Annotated in this window: 17 protein-coding genes; 8 read left to right on the forward strand and 9 right to left on the reverse strand. The window is 71.0% G+C overall.

The window, feature by feature from the left end:
- Positions 1–61 precede the first annotated feature (61 nt).
- Entirely contained in the window at positions 62–1384 is a 1323-nt protein-coding gene (locus ASG53_RS11710; protein WP_056133047.1) for an MFS transporter, read from the forward strand.
- Positions 1385–1438: 54 nt separating this feature from the next.
- The gene (locus ASG53_RS11715; protein ID WP_056133049.1) at positions 1439–4147 is read left to right on the forward strand and encodes an alpha-L-rhamnosidase; all 2709 of its coding nucleotides are present in this window, start codon (positions 1439–1441) and stop codon (positions 4145–4147) included.
- On the opposite strand, the gene ASG53_RS11720 is transcribed toward ASG53_RS11715, so the two are convergent.
- A complete protein-coding gene (locus ASG53_RS11720; RefSeq protein WP_056133052.1) occupies positions 4123–5133 on the reverse strand; it encodes a LacI family DNA-binding transcriptional regulator in 1011 nt (336 codons plus the stop codon). The two genes, ASG53_RS11715 and ASG53_RS11720, sit on opposite strands and share 25 nt — an antisense overlap.
- 327 nt (positions 5134–5460) lie before the next feature.
- Complete coding sequence (locus tag ASG53_RS11725; protein WP_056133055.1) at positions 5461–6066, reverse strand: hypothetical protein; 606 nt, start codon at positions 6064–6066, stop codon at positions 5461–5463.
- A 309-nt stretch (positions 6067–6375) separates the two neighbouring features.
- Here ASG53_RS11725 and ASG53_RS11730 point away from each other — a divergent pair, with 309 nt between their 5' ends.
- Positions 6376–6945, forward strand: a complete 570-nt coding sequence (locus tag ASG53_RS11730; RefSeq protein ID WP_056133058.1) for a TetR-like C-terminal domain-containing protein — start codon at positions 6376–6378, stop codon at positions 6943–6945.
- A gap of 79 nt (positions 6946–7024) precedes the next feature.
- Positions 7025–8218 (forward strand): SGNH/GDSL hydrolase family protein, encoded by a 1194-nt coding sequence (locus tag ASG53_RS11735; RefSeq protein WP_056133061.1) that lies wholly within the window; start codon positions 7025–7027, stop codon positions 8216–8218.
- Here ASG53_RS11735 and ASG53_RS11740 read toward each other — a convergent pair.
- The gene (locus ASG53_RS11740; RefSeq protein ID WP_056133064.1) at positions 8184–8879 is read right to left on the reverse strand and encodes a hypothetical protein; all 696 of its coding nucleotides are present in this window, start codon (positions 8877–8879) and stop codon (positions 8184–8186) included. The two genes, ASG53_RS11735 and ASG53_RS11740, sit on opposite strands and share 35 nt — an antisense overlap.
- Before the next feature lie 220 nt (positions 8880–9099).
- The gene (locus ASG53_RS11745) at positions 9100–11586 is read right to left on the reverse strand and encodes a beta-glucosidase (protein WP_056133066.1); all 2487 of its coding nucleotides are present in this window, start codon (positions 11584–11586) and stop codon (positions 9100–9102) included.
- 264 nt (positions 11587–11850) lie between these two features.
- Here ASG53_RS11745 and ASG53_RS11750 point away from each other — a divergent pair, with 264 nt between their 5' ends.
- Positions 11851–12729 (forward strand): T6SS immunity protein Tdi1 domain-containing protein, encoded by an 879-nt coding sequence (locus ASG53_RS11750; protein WP_156382760.1) that lies wholly within the window; start codon positions 11851–11853, stop codon positions 12727–12729.
- A 20-nt stretch (positions 12730–12749) separates the two neighbouring features.
- Here ASG53_RS11750 and ASG53_RS11755 read toward each other — a convergent pair whose 3' ends face one another.
- From ASG53_RS11755 to ASG53_RS11765, 3 genes are read right to left on the reverse strand one after another with little or no spacing between them, the layout of a single operon-like run.
- Positions 12750–13553, reverse strand: a complete 804-nt coding sequence (locus tag ASG53_RS11755; RefSeq protein ID WP_056133072.1) for a ferritin-like domain-containing protein — start codon at positions 13551–13553, stop codon at positions 12750–12752.
- A 1-nt stretch (position 13554) separates the two neighbouring features.
- The gene (locus tag ASG53_RS11760; RefSeq protein ID WP_056133075.1) at positions 13555–15840 is read right to left on the reverse strand and encodes an HAD-IB family phosphatase; all 2286 of its coding nucleotides are present in this window, start codon (positions 15838–15840) and stop codon (positions 13555–13557) included.
- The gene (locus ASG53_RS11765; protein ID WP_056133078.1) at positions 15837–16643 is read right to left on the reverse strand and encodes a hypothetical protein; all 807 of its coding nucleotides are present in this window, start codon (positions 16641–16643) and stop codon (positions 15837–15839) included. Before ASG53_RS11765 ends, ASG53_RS11760 begins: the two co-directional genes overlap by 4 nt.
- 97 nt (positions 16644–16740) lie before the next feature.
- On the opposite strand from ASG53_RS11765, the gene ASG53_RS11770 reads away from it, so the two are divergent.
- From ASG53_RS11770 to ASG53_RS11780, 3 genes are read left to right on the forward strand one after another with little or no spacing between them, the layout of a single operon-like run.
- The gene (locus ASG53_RS11770; protein WP_056133082.1) at positions 16741–17577 is read left to right on the forward strand and encodes an SDR family NAD(P)-dependent oxidoreductase; all 837 of its coding nucleotides are present in this window, start codon (positions 16741–16743) and stop codon (positions 17575–17577) included.
- Entirely contained in the window at positions 17577–18266 is a 690-nt protein-coding gene (locus ASG53_RS11775) for a lysophospholipid acyltransferase family protein (RefSeq protein ID WP_056133084.1), read from the forward strand. Before ASG53_RS11770 ends, ASG53_RS11775 begins: the two co-directional genes overlap by 1 nt.
- Complete coding sequence (locus ASG53_RS11780) at positions 18263–19936, forward strand: FAD-binding oxidoreductase (protein WP_056133086.1); 1674 nt, start codon at positions 18263–18265, stop codon at positions 19934–19936. Before ASG53_RS11775 ends, ASG53_RS11780 begins: the two co-directional genes overlap by 4 nt.
- Before the next feature lie 121 nt (positions 19937–20057).
- On the opposite strand, the gene ASG53_RS11785 is transcribed toward ASG53_RS11780, so the two are convergent.
- Both ASG53_RS11785 and ASG53_RS11790 read right to left on the reverse strand, forming a co-directional pair.
- Complete coding sequence (locus tag ASG53_RS11785; protein ID WP_056133090.1) at positions 20058–20603, reverse strand: TetR/AcrR family transcriptional regulator; 546 nt, start codon at positions 20601–20603, stop codon at positions 20058–20060.
- A gap of 202 nt (positions 20604–20805) precedes the next feature.
- Positions 20806–21102 carry a hypothetical protein gene (locus tag ASG53_RS11790; protein ID WP_056133092.1) on the reverse strand — a complete coding sequence of 99 codons (297 nt, stop codon included), beginning with the start codon at positions 21100–21102 and terminating at the stop codon, positions 20806–20808.
- Positions 21103–21116 lie beyond the last annotated feature (14 nt).

The following is a 21116-nucleotide window of genomic DNA, read 5'->3' on the forward strand; positions in this document are numbered from 1 at the left end:
GGACGAAGCCGCGGGAGCCCCCGCACGATCACCGCCGATCGACGAAGGAGACTTGAGCTCGATGGAGACCTCACGGGCCGCAGAGCCCCGCATCCCCGGACAGGTGTGGTTCCGCACCTCGGTGGCCGGCATGGCGTCGTACCTGGACGCCGCGGCCATCATCAGCACGGGCACGGCCCTCGTGCTCTACCAAGAGCCTCTCGGGCTCACCACCGGCGACATCGGCCGGCTGTCTGCGCTCCTGACCTTCATGATCGCCGTGGGCGCACTGATCGGCGGCCGGCTCGGAGACCTCTACGGTCGCAAGCGCGTCTTCATGGTCACGATGGCGCTCTACACCGTGGGCGCGGCCCTCATGGTCGTGGCGGGCGGACCGGCACTCCTCTACGTCGGCGTCGTCCTGCTCGGTATCGCCGTCGGCGCAGACCTCCCGGTCTCCTTGGCGATGATCGCCGAAGAGGCTCCCGAAGGGGCCCGCGGCAGACTCGTCTCGTTCTCGCACATCCTCTGGCTCGTCGGGATCCTCGCCGCCCAGCTGCTCGGGATCATCGTCGGGAACATGGGCCAGACCGGAGGCCGCGCGCTCTACGTGCACCTCACCGTCGTCGCCATCGTCACCATGGTGCTGCGCGCCCGCCTGCCCGAGTCCCACCTGTGGGCCGCCGCCCACCAGGGCGACCCGGCTCTGGCCCCTGCAGCCACCGGTGGTGGGCCGGGTCAGGCCGCGCCGGGCGACTCGGTCGACCTCGGCACCCTCAAGCAGCTGCTCCGCGGGCCGTTCCTCGCCCCGATGCTCGCCGTCGCCCTCTTCTACGCGCTCGTCAACATCGGCGCGAACACCGGCGGACAGTTCAACACCTACATGTACGTGAACCTCGCCGGGTCGACTGTGCAGCTCGCCTCGACGGTCTCCTTCATCACCTTCGGCATCGCCTTCGGTGCCACGTACCTGCTCATGCGGATCGTCGACGGCAGCAACCGGATGCGGTGGTTCACCGTGATGGCCGTCTTCTACACGGCGGGCTACCTGGTCCCGGCGATCCTGGGCGTGCACCTCTGGACGCTCGTCACCATGGGGGTCGTCGGCTCGATCGCCGGAGCCATCGCCGGTGAGCCGATGTTCAAGATCTGGGCGCAAGAGCTGTTCCCGACCGTCTACCGCAGCACAGCCCAGGGTGTGATGATCGCGATCACCCGGGTGGTCGCCGCGGTCGTCGCGCTGTGGACACCGACGCTCCTCGACTCCAGCCCGAGCCTGCTGTTCTTCTTCGTCGCCGCGTGCATCGCCTGCGGAGCGCTGATCGGGATCTTCTGGATCAACAGGTATCCCCGCGTGGCCGACGACGAGGTCGAGGAGGTCTCCGCCGCACCCGCAGCCCGGTAGTCCCCCGCACCCGCAGTCCCGCAGTTCCGCACCCGCAGCACCTGGAGGCCCCGCATGACGTCCCTCGCAGCACCCACGGTCCGCATCGAGCACCACCCGCAGCCTGCCCTCGGCATCGACGAAGAACGACCTCGGCTCTCCTGGTCGCTCGCCGAGGCGCCTGCCGGCTACGGGCAGGGGGCCGCCGAGGTGTCGTGGGAGATCACCGCGCCCGACGGCACGGTGGTCAACGCCGCGAGGGCCGTCGTCGAGACCGACGAGCAGGTGCTCGTCGCCTGGCCCGGTCCTTCGCTCGCCCCGCGAGAGCGGGCCGTGGTCCGGGTGCGCACCCGCGACGCTGACTCTGGCGTCTGGGGACCGCTGAGCGATCCCGTGGTCGCCGAGCGTGGCCTCTCCCCCGCCGGCTGGCAGGCGCGGCTCGTCGGCCCGGGCTACGACGAGGGCCGAGGGCTCGACCGTCGCGCCCCTCTGCTGCGCCGCGAGTTCACGCTGCCCCCTGGCCCAGTCGTCTCGGACCGCCCGGTCGAGGCCGCCGGCTCTGTCGGGGCCGCGAGCCCAGCGGAGGACGCGAGCCCTGCGGAGGCCGCCAGCTCGACCGAGGCGGCCGGCTCCGGCGAGGTCCGCAGAGCCCGCCTGAGCGTCACCGCCCACGGCGTCGCCGAGGTCGAGATCAACGGGGTGCGCGTCGGCGCAGACGAGCTGATCCCCGGCTGGACGCCGTACCAGGACCGGCTGCGTGTGCTCACCTACGACGTGACCGATCTCGTGGTGCCCGGCGACAACGCGATCGGTGCATGGCTCGCCGACGGCTGGTTCCGTGGTCGCCTCGGCTTCGAGGGTGGGTCCTGGGACGTCTACGGCTCGCACGTCGGACTGCTCGCCCAGCTCGAGGTGACCACGGCCGAGGGCACCACGACAGTCGTCACGGACGGCTCCTGGCGCAGCACCCCAGGTCCGCTCACCCGGTCGAGCCTCTACGACGGCGAGACCTACGACGCGCGGCTCCACCCGACGGGCTGGTCCGAGCCAGGCTTCGACGACTCCACCTGGCACCCCGTGGTCGAGCACGCGCTCGACCACGGGGTGCTCGGTGCCCCGGACGGCCCGCCGGTGCGGTGCGTCGAGGAGATCGCCCCTGTCTCCGTCACCTGCACAGGGCCGGGCACCTACCTGCTCGACTACGGGCAGAACCACTCGGGGCGCCCGAGGCTGCGGATCCCCGCAGCACCCGCAGGGACGGTCGTGCGGGTCCGCCATGCGGAGGTGCTGCAGGACGGCGCGATCTACACCCGGACGTTGCGGGAGGCGGCGTCGACCGACGAGATCGTCACGGCCGGCGACGCCGTCGAGTGGGAGCCACGGTTCACTGTCCACGGCTACCGCTACGCCGAGGTCTCCGGCTGGCCGGGCGACCTCGCGCCCGGCGCCGTCGTGTCTCGCGTGATCCACTCCGACATGGAGCGCACGGGCTGGTTCCGCTGCTCTGACCCCGACGTCGAACGCCTCCACGAGAACGTCGTGTGGAGCCTGCGGTCGAACGTCGTCGACATCCCCACGGACTGCCCCCAGCGCGACGAACGCCTCGGCTGGACCGGGGACATCCAGGTGTTCGCCCCCACTGCCGCCACCCTGTACGACGTGCACGGCTTCCTGGCCGACTGGCTGCGGACCCTCGCGTCGGAGCAGGAACGCTTCGGTGGAGTCGCCCCGGTCTACGCGCCCTGGGTCCCTGCGCGATCTTTCTGGAGCCCTCAGCAGGCGATCGCCGCCTGGGGTGACGTCGCCTCCCTCACGCCGCTCGCCCTCTACGGACGCTCGGCAGACCACGCGCTGCTCGAGCGGCAGTACCCGAGCGCGACCTCCTGGGTCGACCTGGTGGCCGGGCTCGCCGGACCTGACCGGCTGTGGGTCACGGGGCTCCAGCTCGGCGACTGGCTCGACCCGACCGCACCACCCGAAGACCCCATCAGGGCGCAGACCGACCCGCACCTGGTCGCGACGGCGTACTTCGCCAGGTCGGCCTGGGCCGTGGCCCGCACGGCCGAGATCCTCGGCCGGGTCGACGACGCGCAGCGCTACGACGCCCTCGCCGCCGAGGTCCGTGCCGCCTATCGAGGCCGCTACCTGGGCGAGGACCCGATGCACGACACCCAGACCGCCCACGCTCTCGCGATCGCCTTCGACCTCCTGCCCGACGACGACGCCCGGCTCAGCGCCGGAGCGCGCCTCGCGGAGCTCGTCCGGGCAGGCGGTGGGACCATCGGGACCGGTTTTGCCGGGACGCCTGTCCTCACCGACGCGCTCAGCTCGACGGGCCAGACGGACGTCGCCTACGAGCTGCTGCTCGGGCGCACCTCGCCCTCGTGGCTCGCGACGGTCGACCTCGGGGCGACGACCATCTGGGAGCGCTGGGACTCGATGCTGCCCGACGGCACCGTGAACCCCGGTGACATGACCTCCTTCAACCACTACGCCCTCGGGTCCGTCGCTGACTGGATGCACAGGGTGGTCGCAGGACTCGAGGCCGTCGAGCCTGGATACCGGCGGATCCGGGTCGCGCCGCGTCCCGGAGGCGGGCTCACCTCGGCAGCGTCACGCCAGATCACGCCGTACGGTGAGGCCTCGGTGAGCTGGGAGATCAGCGGCGACGAGCTGGTCGTCAGGTTCACGGTCCCCGTCGGAGCGACAGCCGAGGTGGACGTCCTCGGGGTCGACCCCGTCGAGGTCGGGCACGGGACCTACGAGGTGCGGGCCCCCGCGTGAGGCGCTGACGCGCGCACCACGAGGTGCGGCTGGAGCAGCACAGCCTGGTGGACGTGCCCCGCGGTGCGCGCCTCGTCGATGACCAGGCGCGCACCGCGTCGACCCATCTCCTCTCCGGGCTGCGCGACGGTGGTCAGCGGGACGGGGAGGTCCCAGACAGCCTGGTTGTTGTCGTAGCCGACCACCGCCACGTCCGAGGGCACAGAGATCCCCTCGGCGAGGAGCACCTGCACGATGCCGGCCGCGAGCAGGTCCGAGGCTGCGACGATCCCGTCGACCCGCCCGGCCCGGACGTCGGCGACGAGGCGTCGGCCGATCTGGACACCGTCCTCACGGTTGATCGCGTCCGGTCGGAGCTCGTCGACTGCGACCAGACCAGCGCCCGCGAGCGCACGCCTGAAGCCGTCACGGCGGTCGTGGACCGGTCGCAGGACCTCGGGCCCGCCGACGAAGACGAGACGCGTGCGACCCGTGCCGAGCAGGTGCTCGGTCGCGATGTGCCCGCCGAGCTCGTTGTCGACGGCCACGCTGCAGAACCAGGCCTCGGGGGCCGAGAAGTTGAGCAGGACGAGCGGGCGCCCGCCTGAGCGCGCTCCGACCAGGGCCGCCATGTGCTCTTCGTCGCTCAGCGTGATCATGCTGCCGGCGACGCTCAGCTCGTCGAAGAGCTCGAGGTTGCGGACCTCGCGACCGAGCTCGTTGTCGCCGTCGGCGAGCAGGACGCTCATCCCGAGGGACTCGGCGTGCTCACCGGCACCGCGCGCGATGTCGACGAACAGCGAGTTGCTGAGGTCGGTCATCGCCAGACCGATGGCCGAGCTGCGTCCTCCGGCGAGGGACCGGGCCATCCGGTTCGGCCGGTACCCGAGGGCAGCGACGACGTCCTCGACCTTCGCGCGGGTGGCGTCGGTGACGCGCTCGGGGTGGTTGAGGACGTGCGAGACGGTCCCGAGTGAGACACCGGCGCGGGCTGCGACGTCGGCCATCGAAGGCCGAGACCGGACGGTGCCGGGAGGCGACGAGGCTGGTGGGGACGAGGCGGGTCGAGACGAGGCGGGCGGGGTCGTCCGGCCCGGGGTCGTGGCAGGCACGGGTGCCGAGCCGTCAGCACCACCGTCGTGCTGCGCGTCGCGCTGACTCACCTGTCCCCCGTCTCCCGTCGGTGAGCCACGCATCTCGCCCGCTCACCTGCGAACCCGCCCAGCATAGGCCGGGGGCAGCAGTCGACCGGCACTCTCCACCACCGCTCGTCGAGCCGTGCTCTCGGTGGTGAGCACGGCGTCGGTCCGCCAGACGACCGGCCGGCGGCGCCCTCAGCGGGACGCGGCCTCCTGACGTCGGCTGCGCCTCGCGACGAACCGTGCCGTCGCGCTGTTCACGAGCACACCCGACGGACCGCCGTCGAAGCGTCCTGCCGCGTCGGGCCAGGCGAGGATCTTCCGGTCGCTGCGGCTCCCGACCTGGCCTGTCTCGACGTCGACAGGCACGACCCTCGTCCCTCCGGCGCGCGCTGCGCCGAAGATCTCGTCGACGACAGCAGCCGTCTCGGTGTCCCCTGTGGGCACCGAGGCACGCAGCTCGCCGTTGAGCAGCCCTCCGTCCGTGGGGACGCACCGCAGGAGGTTCGCCAGGCCGCTGCCGACCATCGCGTAGACCCAGTACCGCCCGGAGGGGTTGGGCACGACGTAGTCCTCGTGGAACCTGCCCTCGGAGACGACGCGCGTGTCGACGATCGTCACGTGCCGCCCCGTGCACTCCCGGAGCGTGGTGCGGAACCGTGGGCTCGGGGTCGACTCCTGGTCGGCGGTGTCGACGAACCGCAGCTCGGGGACGCGGGACAGCAGCTCCTCGGCGAGCCGGTCTTCGTCGTCCGCCGTGAGGAACAGGACCAGCTGGTGGAGCGTCGAGCGCTGACTCATGAGGCCCCGGTCGGGTTCGGCATGGGGGCAGGCGTGGTCGTGTGCGCCAGGGCTCGGACGGCTGGCCGACGGAGACGTCGAGACCGCGCACCGCAGGTGGGACCGCCCAGGCCGACAGCACGACCGGGCGTCGTCGAGATGCTCATCGGAGCAGACTAGCGAAGCTCTCGGCTGGCAGCACCGAGGCGTCCCGGAGCCGCCCTCCCTCGTCTCTCGCGGATACCTACCCGCTTTCGCACCCCTCGCTACCTACAGCCATTAGGTTCGATGCTATGGTCTGTAGGACAAGAGATCTTCGAGAGGACCGACATGGCACGCGCAGGCATCACCCCGGCTCGCCTCGCCGAGGCCGCCGCCGAGCTGGCTGACGAGGCCGGCTTCGAGCACGTGACGGCCGCCGAGGTCGCGCGGCGCGTCGGCGTGCAGACCGCGAGCCTGTACTCGCACGTGGCCGGGACCCCAGCGCTGCGCGAGAGCGTGTCGCTGCTCGCCCTCGCCGAGCTCGCCGACCGTGCCGAGGCAGCCGTCCTCGGACGTACGCGTCGCGACGCCCTCGCCGGCCTGGCCGACGCCTTCCGCGACTACGCCCGCGAGCACCCCGGACGCTTCGCAGCGACAGTCGTCCCGCTGTCCACCGAGACCGCCCGGGCGAGCGCCGGCCCACGGCACGCGCGCCTCATCGAGGCCGTGCTGCGCGGCTACGCGCTCGACGGAGCCGTCCACGTCCACGCCACCCGGCTGCTAGGCAGCACGATCCGGGGGTTCATCACCCTCGAGGCAGGCGGCAGCTTCGACCACAGCTCCCCGGCCCCCGGCGAGAGCTGGGAGCAGATCATCGACGCCCTCGACGCCCTGCTCTCCGACTGGCCGACCCGCTGACCCCGTCGGCCCGCCACTGCCCACCAGCACCAGCACCAGCACCAGCACCAGCACCAGCACCAGCAGAGACGAGCACAGCATGACCTCCGCCCTCACCTCCATCCCGCTGACCCAGGACGTGGTCCGCGGCGCCGCCGAGCTCGAGCCGACAGGCCGCGGCGTGCGCATCCACCGTCTGCCGGCCTGGGCGCGGGCGCAGTGCGCCGACCCGCAGCTCGCGATGGTCGAGGCGCAGGCCTCGGGCGTCAGGATCGCCCTGCGCACCACGGCGACCGTCCTCGAGCTCGACCTGATGAGGACCCGCACCGTCTACGCGGGTCTGCCCGGGCGCCCCGACGGGATCGTCGAGCTGGCCGTCGACGGCGAGGTCGTCGCACAGGCGACCACCTCGGGGGGCACCACTGTCACCGTCGACATGACCACCGGCACCCCGAGCGTCGCCGACGGTCCGGCCTTCACGGCACGGTTCGACGGCCTGCCGAGCACCGCCAAGGACGTCGAGCTGTGGCTCCCGCACAGCGAGACCCTCGAGCTCCTCGCCCTCCGGGCAGATGCTCCCGTCGAGCCGACCCCGAGCGGGCGTCCGGTCTGGGTGCACCACGGCAGCTCGATCAGCCACGGCTCCAACGCCACGCACCCCACGGGCATCTGGCCCGTCGTCGCGGCCCGTCGCTCGGGTGTCGACCTCGTGAACCTCGGCTTCGGGGGCAGCGCCCTCCTCGACCCTTTCGTGGCTCGCGCCATCCGCGACACCCCCGCCGACCTGGTCAGCCTCAAGCTCGGCATCAACCTCGTCAACTCCGACCTGATGCGGCGCCGTGCCTTCGGTCCCGCGGTCCACGGGTACCTCGACACCATCCGCGACGGCCACCCGACGACCCCGCTGCTCGTGATCTCGCCGATCTACTGCGCGCTCCACGAGACCACCCCAGGTCCCGGCGCCTTCGACGTCGCAGCCCTCGCCGAGGGACGGATGGCCTTCGCGGCGACAGGTGACCCGGCCGAGGCCACCGAGGCCCCCACCGGTCGGCTCACGCTCTCCGTCATCCGCGACGAGCTCGCGCGGATCGTCCACGAGCGCCAGGCCCACGACCTGAACCTGCACTACCTCGACGGCCGCGAGCTCTACTCCGAGGCCGATGCTGTCGATCACCCCCTGCCCGACAACCTGCACCCCGACGCGGTGACGCACCAGACGATGGGCGAGAGGTTTGTCGAGCGTGGGACGAGCCTCAGGCTCAGGCGAGCGGCGACGGGATCTTGCTCGACCTGAACCCGTCACCCGACCGGGTCGGCTGCCAGCGCCGCCAGTGCTTGGTCGAGAGCGTGACAGGGACGTGCTCCTGGACGTGGCGGGCAGCCGGGGCGAGGCGCTCGTCTGCGGGCAGGTTGAGCCAGAGCGAGAGCGTCGAGCCCGAGGTGCCGTAGGTCGCGCGAACCCCTGAGGCGCCCAGGAGGCGTCCGTAACCGTCGACCGCGAAGCCGCCGAAGACCTCCGGGGCGATGTCGGCCCAGGGCTCACCCGTGCCCGGGTCGACGAGGGTGACCGCGAGCGAGTGCGTGAGCACGGCGAGCGGTGCCCGGTACCGCGTGGTCTGCGGTCCGACGTCGACCAGCTCGGCGAGGACCTCGTCGACCGTGTCGCTACGGACAGCCCACTCGGTGTGCGTCCGGGAGCGGTGGCGCGGTCCGCCGAGACGCTCGGCCGCAAAAGCCCTGAGCCTGTCGGTCGGGGCTGCGTCACCAGCGGTCGAGACCTGGAAGGACCAGGTCGGTGGTCCTCCAGACTGCGTGCAGGTATCGAGGAACCGCTCTACCCGCTCCTTGGCGCTCGTGGGATTCTTCACCCTGAGCGCGTGCGCTCCCCCGGATGCTGCGGGCAGCCCGTCGTAGGTCACGACCTGCAGGGTTCCGGCGGCTTCGCTCGACCTCATGCGCAGCATCCTAGGGCGGTGAGCCGACGCCCGGCCGGGCAGCCCACTGCGTCCACCGGGCAGCCCACAGCGTCCGAACAGGACGCACGAGGCGCGCCGACAGTCTCCGGTCGACGCGCCTCGTGTCTGAGGTCATCTCAAGCTCGAGCATCGCTGGCTGTGCCCGACGCCGAGCTCAGGCTCGGCCCTGGTCAGACCGCACTGCGGGCGCTGGCCCAGGTCACGCCTCGTCGCGTCCCGCCGACAGCGCCGTGACCGTGTCGCGAAGCGTCCCCAGACCCAGGGTCAGCTGCAGCACGTTGCGCGCCGTCCGCTGGACCTCGCCGAGCGAGATCCCGTCAGGCTGCGCGAGCGAGGTGAGCAGCGACGCCTGTGCGACCTGGTCGAACTCGCCGGTGATGTGGTCGAACCAGCCACCAGGCATGAACACGTCGACCTGCGCGCGGACGCGGTACGCGTCGTCCGTGACTGCGGGGAAGTCGGGGTCGGTGTCGTGCTGCATCCACCAGTCGGTCACGACGGTGCCGGTGAAGCCCCACTCGTCGCGGAGGATCTGCGTGCAGAGCTCGTCGTTGTAGTGCGACCAGACGCCGTTGATCTTGTTGTAGGACGTCATGATCGTGCGGGGCGCCGACTCGGTGATCGCGATCTGGAACCCGCGCAGGTAGATCTCACGGAGCGCACGCTCGGAGACGCGCGAGTCGTTGAGGTTGCGGTTGGTCTCCTGGTTGTTCGCCGCGAAGTGCTTGGGGCACGCAGCGACACCGGCCTCCTGGACTCCCCCGATGACGGCGGCGGCCACCAGGCCCGTGACGAGCGGGTCTTCGGAGAAGTACTCGAAGTTGCGTCCGCACAGCGGGTCGCGGTGGATGTTCATGCCCGGGCTGAGGAGCACGTGCGTGTTCTTGCGGACCATCTCCTGGCCGTGGGCTGCGGCGAGGCGGCGCACGAGCGGGGTGTTCCACGTCGCGGCGAGCGCAGCACCCGAGGGCAGCAGCGACGCGTAGGCGGAGAGGCGGATGCCGGAGGGTCCGTCGGTCGTGGTGACCGGCGGGACGCCCTTGGCGCGCAGCGACTCGCTGATCCCGGCGAAGACGCCAGCATTGCCGGCGGCGCCGAGCTCGCTGCCCATGACGCGGTCTCCGCGGGTGAGCGCCTCGAGCTCGTCGTCGGTGAGCTGGGCGACGAAGGCGTCGAGGGTCGCGGTGCCCGCGGCCACGTCGGCCAGGGTGATGCCCTGGTCGCCGGTCTGCTCGACGGCGGGGACCTGGCGGGCCTCGATGCGCTCACGGCGCGAGGACTGACGGGTCGGGACGTCCTGCCAGGCGACGACCGCCTGGCCTGCGGCGTCACGGTCGAGGGTCATCCGCTGGAAGGCGTGCTCGGCCTCGGGGGCGCAGGCCTCGGCGAGCTGCTCGACGACGCGCTGCTCGTCGAGGGTGAAGGACCCGGCCTCGGTGGCCGTGCGGACGTCGGTCCCGATGTAGACCGTGTAGGTACCGGCCTCGAGGACGTAGGCGGACCTGTGACCGGTGACGCCCGAGTCGTCGTAGGAGGCGAGCGAGGCGACCGGGAAGGACAGGTCGACGGTGTCGTCCTCACCCGGGGCGAGCTGGCGGGACTTCGCGAAGGACGCGAGGACGCGGGCCGGCTTGCCGAGGCGGCCGTCGGGCGCCTGGACGTAGACCTGGACGACCTCGGCTCCCGGGTGCTCCGACCCGGTGTTGGTCACGGTAGCCGAGACCGTCACGTCGGTCGCGGACGTCTCGACCGTCGTCGCGACGTCGAAGGTGGTGTACCCGAGGCCGAAGCCGAAGGGGAACAGCACCTTCTCGGGGGCGAAGGTCTCGAAGTAGCGGTAGCCGACGTAGATGTCCTCGGCGTAGTCGTTGTGCTCGAGGCCGCCGAAGTTCGGTGCGCTCGGGTAGTCCTCGTAGTGACGGGCGATCGTGTCGGTCAGGCGCCCGCCGGGCACCTGGACGCCCGTGAGCACGTCGGCGACCGACCGCGCACCCTCCATGCCGCCCTGCCACGCGTAGAGCACCGAGGAGATCTTGTCGCCGTACTCCTCGAGCCAGGCGAGGTCGATGACGTTGCCGCAGTCGAGGACCACGACTGTGCGCTCGAACTCAGCAGTCACGGAGTCGAGGAGCGCACGCTCGTCGTCGGTGAGGTAGTAGCTGCCGGGCTCGAGGGTGTTCTCGCGGGCCTCGCCGGCGGCGCGGCCGATGACGACGACAGCGGCGTCGGTGCGCGACGCGGCGGCGCGGACGGTCTCGCGCTCGATCGGCATCTCCTCGAAGTACCGGGGCCAGTTGCCCCAGGTGCCCTCGTCAGGCTGGTTGTCCTTGGACCACTGCGTGTAGAGGTCGGCGAGCTCGGCGTCGACGTCGACGACGGCCGCGTCGCGCAGGGCGTCGAGGAGGTTCCAGGAGTACGGGGCGTTCACGTCGCCACCCGAGCCGTAGCCCACGGTGAAGTAGTCGACCTGCACGCGGGAGAACAGCGCCACGCGCGCACGCTGTGCGAACGGGAGCGTGCCGTCGTTGCGCAGCAGGACAGCGCCGTCCGCGGCAGCCTCACGGCAGAGTGCGGCGAGCTCGGGGTCGACCCAGGTGTCGGTGTCGACCAGGCTCGTCGACGCCTGCGCCAGCTCCTGCTCACCGGCCGAGAGCTCCGTGGTGGGGGTGTCCGACGGCGTGTTCATGTGATGAGGCTCCTGGTGGTCGGGGATGCTGGCGGCGGACCCGTCTGGTGCGCGGGCCGCGACGCCCGTGAGATGACGTCGCACGTCACGATACCCAACTGAACGAGCGAAAGGTGTTTTTCCAGGGTGCGTCTCTCAGGTTCCGGCAGCGACCGCCCACCGGCCCTCCCGGGGCGACGGAGAGAACTCTCCATCGACCTCCCGAGGCCGAGGTGGTGGGATCGACCCGACCCACTCGTGCCGCTGCCCCCGGGAGAGACACCGATGCCGACCTTCACCCACTTCATGGCCCACGCGCCGATCGACGAGCAGACCGTCGCGCGGTTCGCCCCCACGGTCCCCGCCGAGGTGGTCTCGGCGTGGCGCGAGCACGGGTCGGGCTACGTGTCGGACGGGTACTTCAGGTTCGTCGACCCGGGCCACGCGGCACAGATGCTCGAGGGCACCATGAACCTGCCCGAGGGGTCGACGGTCCTGTTCACGACAGCCCTCGGCGACCTCGTCGTGCACCTCGGCGGACGGTACCTCGTGGTCAAGTTCCGCTGGGGCGTGATCGACGTGACGCCCGTGGGGACAGGCTTCCCCGACCTCCTGCGCCTCATGGAAGACCCGGCCGCCCGCGATCTCTCCTTCGAGTGGTCCCCCTACCTGGAGGCCGGTCAGCGCACCGGGGTGCCCAGCATGGACGAGGTCCTCGGCTTCGTGCCGATGCTGGCGATGGGCGGGGCTCCCGTCGCCGCGAACCTGCAGCGGATGGGCCTGTGGGAGCACCTCGCGATCATCGCGCAGATGGCAGGCGTGCCCACGGTCCGCGGTGACCTGCGCACCCCGCAGACCGACCGTCCCGTGCCGTCCCCCGTGCCCGTCGAGAGGTCCCGGCTCTCCCCCGCGCTCGAGCCGCTGGCGGCACGCGGCGAGAGCCTCTTCAGGCAGCTCGCCACGAAGACCGGCCAGGGGATGTCCGACCCGTTGACCTTCGTGCCCGTCGACGACGGCGTGGCCGTCGTGCGCGCGGTGCGGGGTGGCGGCACGATCTTCGTCGGTCCCGACCAGACCGTCCTCTACAGCGGCTCGTCGCTCACCTTCGAGGACGGCGTGCGCGCCTTCCGGAGCGGCATGCGGACGGCGCCCGAGAAGTTCTGAGCGCGCGCCCGACCCAGACCTCAGGCGGCCGCCACCTCGACGCCGTGCTTGATCATGGCGGTCTCGACGATCTTCAGGCCGTCGAGACCGGGCATCCGCGAGATGTGCTCGTCGAGCTTGCGGATCTCGCGCAGCCCGTCCTCCCCCGAGAACAGGTGACCCATGACATGGGTGACCTCTTCGGTCTCCATGACGCTCGAGCCGACCGGCGCCCACGCGTTCTTCAGCGCGAACCGGGCCAGCACCTGGGCCTTCTTGCTCGACCCGAGACGCTCGCGGGCCTGGGTCGCGTAGAAGGCGACGTGACGGGCCTCCTGCTTGGCGATCCGTCGCAGGAGCACCGCGAGGACCGGGTGCTTCTCGAGGTCGGCGAGCCTGTTGTACGCGGCGACGGCCGACCACTCGTTGGCCGCACCCCAGATCATGTGCACGGCGATGAAGTCCTTGCCGACGATGTTGCCGAGCATCGACTGCTTGATGGGGTCCAGGCGATCTTTCCAGCCGAGCTTGAGGCGGGTCGCCTTGAGCTGGTCGAAGTCGACCGTGATCCCGTGGGCGCCGAGCACCGCGGCGAGCGCCTCACCGTGCCAGAACTCTTCCCGGTTCCACATGGTCATGAAGGCGCTCACGTCGGCCTCCTTGTGCGACGGCGTGACGAGCAGGTCCCGCAGGTAGCAGACCGTGTGGTACTCGATGTCGCACATGTACCGCAGGCTGCGCAGGGTCGACTCGGGCAGGGGCGTGCGTGAGAACTCCTCGAAGTCGAGGTCGTCCCAGTTCACGCTGACCGATGTCGCTGTGTACCTGTCGATGTCGAATGCCATGTCACACGCCTTCCGCGAGGGTGACCTGCTGGTCGTCGGACCCTGCTGACGGAGCCGACGGACGGGCTCGCCGGGTCCAGTCCAGCACGGCCCACTTCTTCTGTCGCGCGTAGCGGGACAGCTGGACGTCGGGGTTGACCGCTGTCGGCGTCCCGAGCATCTCGAGCCACACGAGGTCTGCGTGGCTGTCGCCGTACCCGTAGGACGCGTCGAGGTCGAGGTCGTGCTGGGCCGCGTACTGCCGCAACCACGCCGCACGGGCCTCGTCGACGAGCGGCGGGTCCGCGAGGTACCCGGTCAGCACGCCGTCGCGCACGTGCATGCGACCGGCGACCACCTCGTCGAAGTACGGCACGAAAGGCTCGACCATGAGGTCGATCGTCCCGGTCACGAGGATGGTGCGGTGACCCGCGGCCCGGTGCTGCCTGACGCGCTCGAGCGCGTCAGGCAGCGCCGCCCGCAGCATCGCGCGGCCGAAGCGGCCCTGCACCTCGCGCTCGATCTCGTCGACGCTGAAGCCTTCGTAGCGACGCATGAAGGTCCGGATGAACTCGCCACGGTCGCGACGCTCGGCACGCCAGTACCGGCGAGAGGAGAGCACGAGGTCCGCGAGGTCGTGGACGACCCGTGCGCGCGGCACGGTCCTGGTCCACAGGCGCAGGTACTGCTGCACGAGGTTCGCGCCGAGGACCGTGCCCTCGAGGTCGAAGACCGCCACGACGTCCTCGCGCGACGGCAGCGCGCGCTCAACCCTCTCGCGGGCTGGCGGCCGTTTGCCGAAGGCCCGGGTCAGCGCGGTGATGGCCGGCAGGTGGATCCCTTGGAAGTAGTGCTCCCAGTCGATCTCCGTGACGTCGAAGCCCTGGTCCTTGCGCTCGTCCTCGGGCATCGACGCGAGCAGTGCTCGGGTGTTCGTGTCGTCGAAGACGATCTCCGTCTGGACGTACGCGCGGTACAGCTCGGCGAAGACCCGCAGCCGGCCCAGCCCGCGCTTGTTCTTCCCCACGGTCTCCAACCACTGCCGCGTGCGAGGCGTCGCAGGGAGCCGCTCGACGACGCGCTCCGCGTGGCCGATCTGGCGTTCCCGGCGGGCCAGCACCCGCTCGACCTTCTCCCCACCCGGGAACCGCCAGAGCGGGACCGCGATGTCGCCCTTCTCGTCCGGCAGCGGGTTGGCGGTGAAGTAGGCGTTGACGTTCTCGTACATGCGGTGGAAGGGCAGCGGGTTGCTCGCCCCGGACACCACCTGGAAGTACTGCGGCTCCCCGGCCGGTGAAGGCCGTGAGGCTGCTGCGAGCGCCGCGTTGACGACGAAGTCGACCGGGATGATGTCGAGGACCGAGTCGGGCAGGCCCGGGAACTCCTTCAGCTGTCCACGCCCGTAGGCGATGATCAGCGGGTCGGCGACCTTGAAGCCGTCGATCCACCCGGGGAAGGGGTGGTGCAGGGCGCTCTCGATGATCGAGGGGCGCAGCACCGTGAGCCTGTGGCCGGCCTGGGCCCACATCTCTTCGGCGGCACGCTCGGCGAAGGCCTTGGTGAGGGTGTACACGTCGGTCCAGCCGAGGCTCTCGGCGCGGGTACGCCCGTAGTCGACGAGGCGCTCGCGCACCCACTCGGTGCGGGCGGTCTCGGCGAGACGGGCGACCTGCTGCGGGCCGGCCTTGCCGTGCTGGGCCTTCGCAGCGTGCAGGTGCTGACGGAGGGCTTCAGGCTGACGGGACTCGAGCTCGACGCGCACGCGGGCCGAGAGCGCGGCGTCGTGCTCGGCGCGCCAGTCGACCTCGTGGGTGAGCGAGCCCTCGGGGGCCACGCCCTTGCGGATGCCGCCGACGTAGGCGGTCGAGACGTGCACGACGTGGGGGTCGCTCCCGCTCTCGAGCAGCGCGCCGTACAGACCGCGGGCTCCGCCGACGTTCGTCTCGAAGGCCTCGTCGATCGGCGGGTCGAAGGAGACCGTGGAAGCGCTGTGCAGCACCACGTCGATGTCCGTCGGGAGTGTGCCGACATCACCGAGGGAGCCTTCGTGGGCGGTGACCCGGCGGGCGAACTCGGCACGCGCCTGGTCGTCGCCGAGCTGCTCGCGCCACCCCTTGAAGACCGGCTTGCGCAGCATGCCGGTGAGGCGCTCTTGCGGAGTCTGGCTGCCCTTGCCGCGGACGAGCACGGTGATGCGGGTCTCGGGGTGGCTGGTGAGCAGCCGTTCGAGGATCGCCTGCCCGACGAACCCCGTACCCCCGGTGAGGAAGACGTGCTCGGTGGTGAGAGACGGGTGCTCGTGGGTCACAGGCGGGCTGCCTTTCGGAGGAGATCGAGCCCGGTCTGACCGGGGAGAGCGGAGATGCGGGAGTCGAGCTCGCGGAGGCGGTCTGGTGCGTCGCCGAAGAGGTAGGAGAAGTAGAAGTCTGTCTCGCTCCGCGGCTCGGCCTTGGCGCCGATCGGCCACGGAGTCTTCGCGAGACGTCTGCGGGTGATCTTCCGGGCGCGCGGCGACTCCTGCAGCCTGAAGCGTGCCTGCGCCTCGAAGAAGCCCAGCTGACGCCGCTTGATCCCGAGGAGCCTGTCGACGGTCGCGACGAGCTGCGGGTGCGGGTCGAGCTCGGCCGTCCGGGTGTAGGCGGCCTGGGTCAGCCACTCGTCGACAGTCCCCTGCGTCATGTGCACGGCGATCATCGGGACGCCCACGATGTTCGCGTAGACCGACTCGCGGATGGTGCGCTCGGCGGGAGTGCGCAGCGCGCCCCTGTCGGGCTCCGTGCCCTCGGGCTCGTGGGCGAGCAGGATCTGCTCGAGCGCGTCGGCGACCCAGAACTTCTCGAAGGCCCACGTGACCAAGAACGCGGTGATCCGTGCGTCTTTGTGGGTAGCCGTCACGAGCACCGTGCGCAGGTGCGTCATGGTCGAGCGCTCGACCACCTGGACGTAGCGCAGGATCCGGAGCGTCTCGGCGGAGAGGGGCCTCTCGCGGTAGATGGAGAGACCGAGATCGTCTCGGTGGCTGCCTGCGGCGGTGCGGGCGTAGTCGCGCACGTCGAAGTCCGGGGCGGGGAACCGCGAACGGTCCACCGACGACGCCAGGTCGTCCGGCATGCCTTCACCTTTCGTCGTCCGCACCGGTGCCAGCGCAGAGATGTGCGGGGAGTCTACCTCCCGATCGCTACGGTCTGCGTAGCGTACGCTGTCCGCCATGGCTACTGCTCTCATCACGGGCGGCACGTCAGGCATCGGCGCCGCGTTCGCCGAGGCACTGGCTGCCCGTGGCGTCGACCTCGTCCTCGTGGCACGGGACGAAGGACGCCTCGCACGCTCCGCGGCGAGGCTCACCGCCACCCGGGGCGTCGCCGTCGAGACCCTCAGCGCCGACCTCTCCGTCAGGGCTGACGTCGAGAGAGTCGCAGCACGGCTCGACGACGCAGGCCGTCCGGTCGACCTCCTCGTCAACAACGCCGGCTCCGGTGTGCGTACCTCCCTGCTCTCTCGCGACGTCGCGTCGCACGACCTCGGCATGGACGTCATGTGCCGGGCTGTGCTGGTGCTCGGCGGGGCCGCCGGGCGGTCCATGGCTGCGCGCGGCTCGGGCGCCATCATCAACGTGTCGAGCCTGCAGAGCCTGTTCACGACAGGCTCCTACGCGGCCATGAAGGCGTGGGTGACGTCGTACTCGCAGGGCCTGTCCGTCGAGCTGCAGGGCACGGGTGTCACCGTGACGGCCGTCCTGCCCGGGTGGGTGCGCACCGAGTGGCACGCGCGCGACGGAGACCGGCGGACCTCGGTCCCCGGGTGGCTCTGGACCGAGCCCGAGGCTGTCGTCGCCGCCGCGCTCCGCGACTCCGAACGCGGACGGGCCGTCTCCATCCCCACCCGGCGCTACCGGGCGATCGGTTGGCTCGCCCGGCACCTCCCCCGCGGAGCGGTCCGGAAGGTCTCGGGCCTGATCTCGTCGAGCAGACGCGACGCCCCACCCGCCGGCCCTCCTGCCCCCGAGCCCCCCGCCCCACCCGCCGCACGAACCGAGGACTACTGATGGTCGACCGCTTCAGCTCCAAGGGTGTCGCAGCGGTCCGGTTCGTCGCCCAGCGGGGGTTCCTCAAGCCTGTCGTGCGTTCGACCGTCAAGGTGTCGGTCCACGGCGAAGAGCGGCTGGAGCAGCTACGGCCCCCGTTCATCGTCGTCGCGAACCACGCGAGCCACCTCGACGCGCCGCTGATCCTCGGATGGCTGCCCCGCAAGCACTCTCGCTACCTCGCTGCCGGGGCAGCCGCGGACTACTTCTTCGACGTGTGGTGGCGCAAGTGGCTCACCACGCTGTTCTTCAGCGCCTTCGCCGTCGAGCGCAACGGCGAGCGCAAGCGCGGCGGGACCTCCCGCAGGCTGCTCGAGCGCGGTGTGCCGCTGTTGATCTTCCCCGAGGGCGGACGCTCGAAGTCCGGGGGCATCCGTCCCTTCAAGCGCGGTGCCGCGGCCCTGGCGATCGCAGCCGAGGTGCCGTGCGTACCCGTCGCGCTCGTCGGCACGTCGACCGCGATGCCGAGCGGCGTGAGCTGGCCCAAGCGCGGTCGGCCCCCGGTCGACGTCGTGTTCGGCGCCCCCATGCTCCCCGAGCCCGACGAGTCGCCGGCGGAGTTCTCCGCGCGCCTCGCCGACGAGATCGTCCGACTCCACACCTCCGTGCCCTCTGGCGCCGTGGTGCACGTCCAGAAGGGAACGCGATGACCGACACCGTCAAGCACATGAAGTGGTGGGGCTGGGGGAACGACGGGGTCGGCTTCCACCACGAGGACAAGCCGGGCTTCGCTCCCTTCGTCGCGGAGAAGGTCGGCCTCGACCTGCACACCGCAGAGCGCGCCGTGGAGCCGTCCTTCGACGACCTCGACGTCCCGGCGAGCACCGCTCCCAAGGCCTTCGTGAGTGCGCTCGCAGGCATCGTCGGCGACGACCACGTGAGCGTCGACGACCTGGTGCGCGTCATCCACACGTACGGCAAGAGCCTGCGCGACCTCGTCCGCATCCGCGGGAACCTGATCCTGCGCTCCCCCGACGTCGTGGTCTACCCGGCCGACGAGGCCGAGGTGCAGCAGGTCGTCGACGCGGCCGTGGCGGCCGACGCGGTGATCATCCCCTTCGGCGGCGGCAGCAACATCGCCGGGAGCCTCGAGCCGATGCCGGCCGAGACGCGGACGGTCGTCTCGCTCGACCTCGGTCGGATGCGCGCGGTCGTCGACATCGACACCGACTCCGGGCTCGCCCGCATCCAGGCCGGTGCGCAGGGCCCCGACCTCGAGGCCCAGCTCAACGCCAAAGGCTGGACCATCGGGCACTTCCCCGACAGCTTCACCCACTCGACCGTCGGCGGCTGGGTCGCCACCCGGTCGACCGGCATGCAGTCCGACAAGTACGGCGACATCGCCGACATCGCCCGCGGGCTGCGCGTCGTGCGCCCGGGCGACGTCCTCGTGCTGCGTCCGCTGCCCAGCACGTCGAGCGGGCCGAGCGTCCGCGAGATGATCCTCGGCAGCGAGGGGCGCCTCGGGGTCATCACCGAGGTGACCGTCCAGGTGCACAGGGTGCCCGAGAAGCGGAACATCTTCGCGTACTTCTTCCCCACGTGGGAGGCCGGCATCACCGCGATGCAGGCGATCTCCGAGTCCGACGCGAGCCCCTCCATCACCCGGGTCTCGGATGCGCACGAGACCGGCTTCACGATGGCGACGAGCAAGACCCGCAGCGGGTTCTCGAAGTTCACCGCCGAGACCGCGCTCCCCCGCATCATGAAGGCCAAGGGCTGGGACCTCGACAAGATCTGCCTGTCCTTCATCGGCTACGAGGGCAGCACGGCCCACGCCAAGCACCAGAAGAAGCTGGTCGACGCGATCGTCAAGAAGCACGGCGGCATGGGGGTCGGCGAGGGCCCCGGGCTGCTGTACGACCAGAAGAAGTTCGACACCCCGTACCTGCGCGACTTCTTGCTCGACATGGGAGCAGCCGGGGACGTCTCGGAGACCGCGGCCCCGTGGTCGAAGCTGCTCCAGGTGCACGACGCCGTGTACGCCGCAGCGCACAAGGCCTACGCCGGGATCGGCGTGACGGGGTGGATCATGTCCCACCTCTCGCACTCCTACCACTCGGGTGCGTGCCTGTACTTCACCTTCGCCTTCGTGTTCCAGGACGACCCGATCGCCGAGTACGACACCGTCAAGAGCGCCATCCAGCAGGCCTTCGTCGACAACGACGCGACCATCTCGCACCACCACGGAGTGGGTCGAGAGCACGCGCCGTGGCTGGAAGAGGACATCTCGTCCGAAGGCGTGAAGGTCATGACGGCGCTGTTCGAGAGCGCGGACCCGGGAGCGCACTTCAACCCCGACAAGGTGGTCGCGGACTAGGGGGACCTCTGCCGGGGCGCGCGGTCCGAGAGGTCTCGCGCACTCAGCGGAACTGTGCGCGGCTCCGGTGCGCGGCCGGGCGGGCTGGCTGGGACGGGCCTGATCTGCGTAGGGCCGGCCCTCAAGACGGCTGGAGCGACGGCCAGACGAGCGCGAGGACGCTCTCGACCCAGGCGTCGTCCGTCGGGCGACCACGGACGAGCTCGGCGACCACGGCACCGAGCAGCATGCTGATGACCAGCTCGATGTCGAGGTCCCGCCTGATCTCGCCGCGCTCGGAGCGGGCCCGGAGGTCGTCGCGGAACGGGCTGGCCGACGTGCGGATGAGCCCGCGGAGCAGCGTCGTGAAGGCGGGGTCGGCGTCGACGAGGACCGCGGCGACGGTGCCGCGCCCGACGACGTTCTCGATGGTGTCCGTGGCGTGCCGCAGCACCCACCGGATGGCGTCGTGCGCGGAGAGGCTCTCGGGGATCTCGGTCTCCGACGCGATCGACGCGACGGCGGCCGTGAGCATCTCGTCGCGATTGGCGTAGCGACGGTAGATGGTCGTCTTCGCCACGCCGGACGCCGCAGCGACCGACTCGACGCTCACGGCGAGCGGACCGCGGCTGCGGAGGATCTCGAGCGCGGCGACGAAGATCTTCTGCTCGACCTTCGTGCGGACCATGCGGCAATGGTAGCCCGCGGCGCTCTCAGGCTGATGCGACAGATCACCTGCACGACCGTGCTCACCAGCGAGAACGTCGCGCCCGACGCGACCCGGAGGGCTTGTGCTCCACAGGTCGTCGTGAAGGGGCCTGGCGGCGACGCTGCGGCGTCAGCGAGGGTGGCGCTCGGGGCCGCAGGAGGGCGTGCCGGGTGCCGAGGCGTCAAGCCTCTGGGCAAATCGCGAGGTAGAGGTCCTCGACCTCCGCCAGCGGCACACCGGTCGCGTCGGAGACCTCGTCGAGAGGGGTCCCCGCCATCAGCATCTGCCGCGCTCGGGCGCGCCGTCCGCCGATCCAGCCGAGACGCCCCAGGGTCTCGTCGGCCGCGTCGATGACCAGGGCTCGCTGGCCTGCGCTCCACGGCGCGGTCCGTGAGGCGACGCCCCGGCGGAGCAGGTCGCGGAGCTCGGTGCCGACGACCTCGCGCTGCTCGTCGAGGACCGAGGTCGCAGAGGTCACCAAGGTCACCGCCG

Source organism: Sanguibacter sp. Leaf3 (assembly GCF_001425965.1).
In the GTDB taxonomy this organism is placed as follows: Bacteria; Actinomycetota; Actinomycetes; order Actinomycetales; family Cellulomonadaceae; genus Sanguibacter; species Sanguibacter inulinus.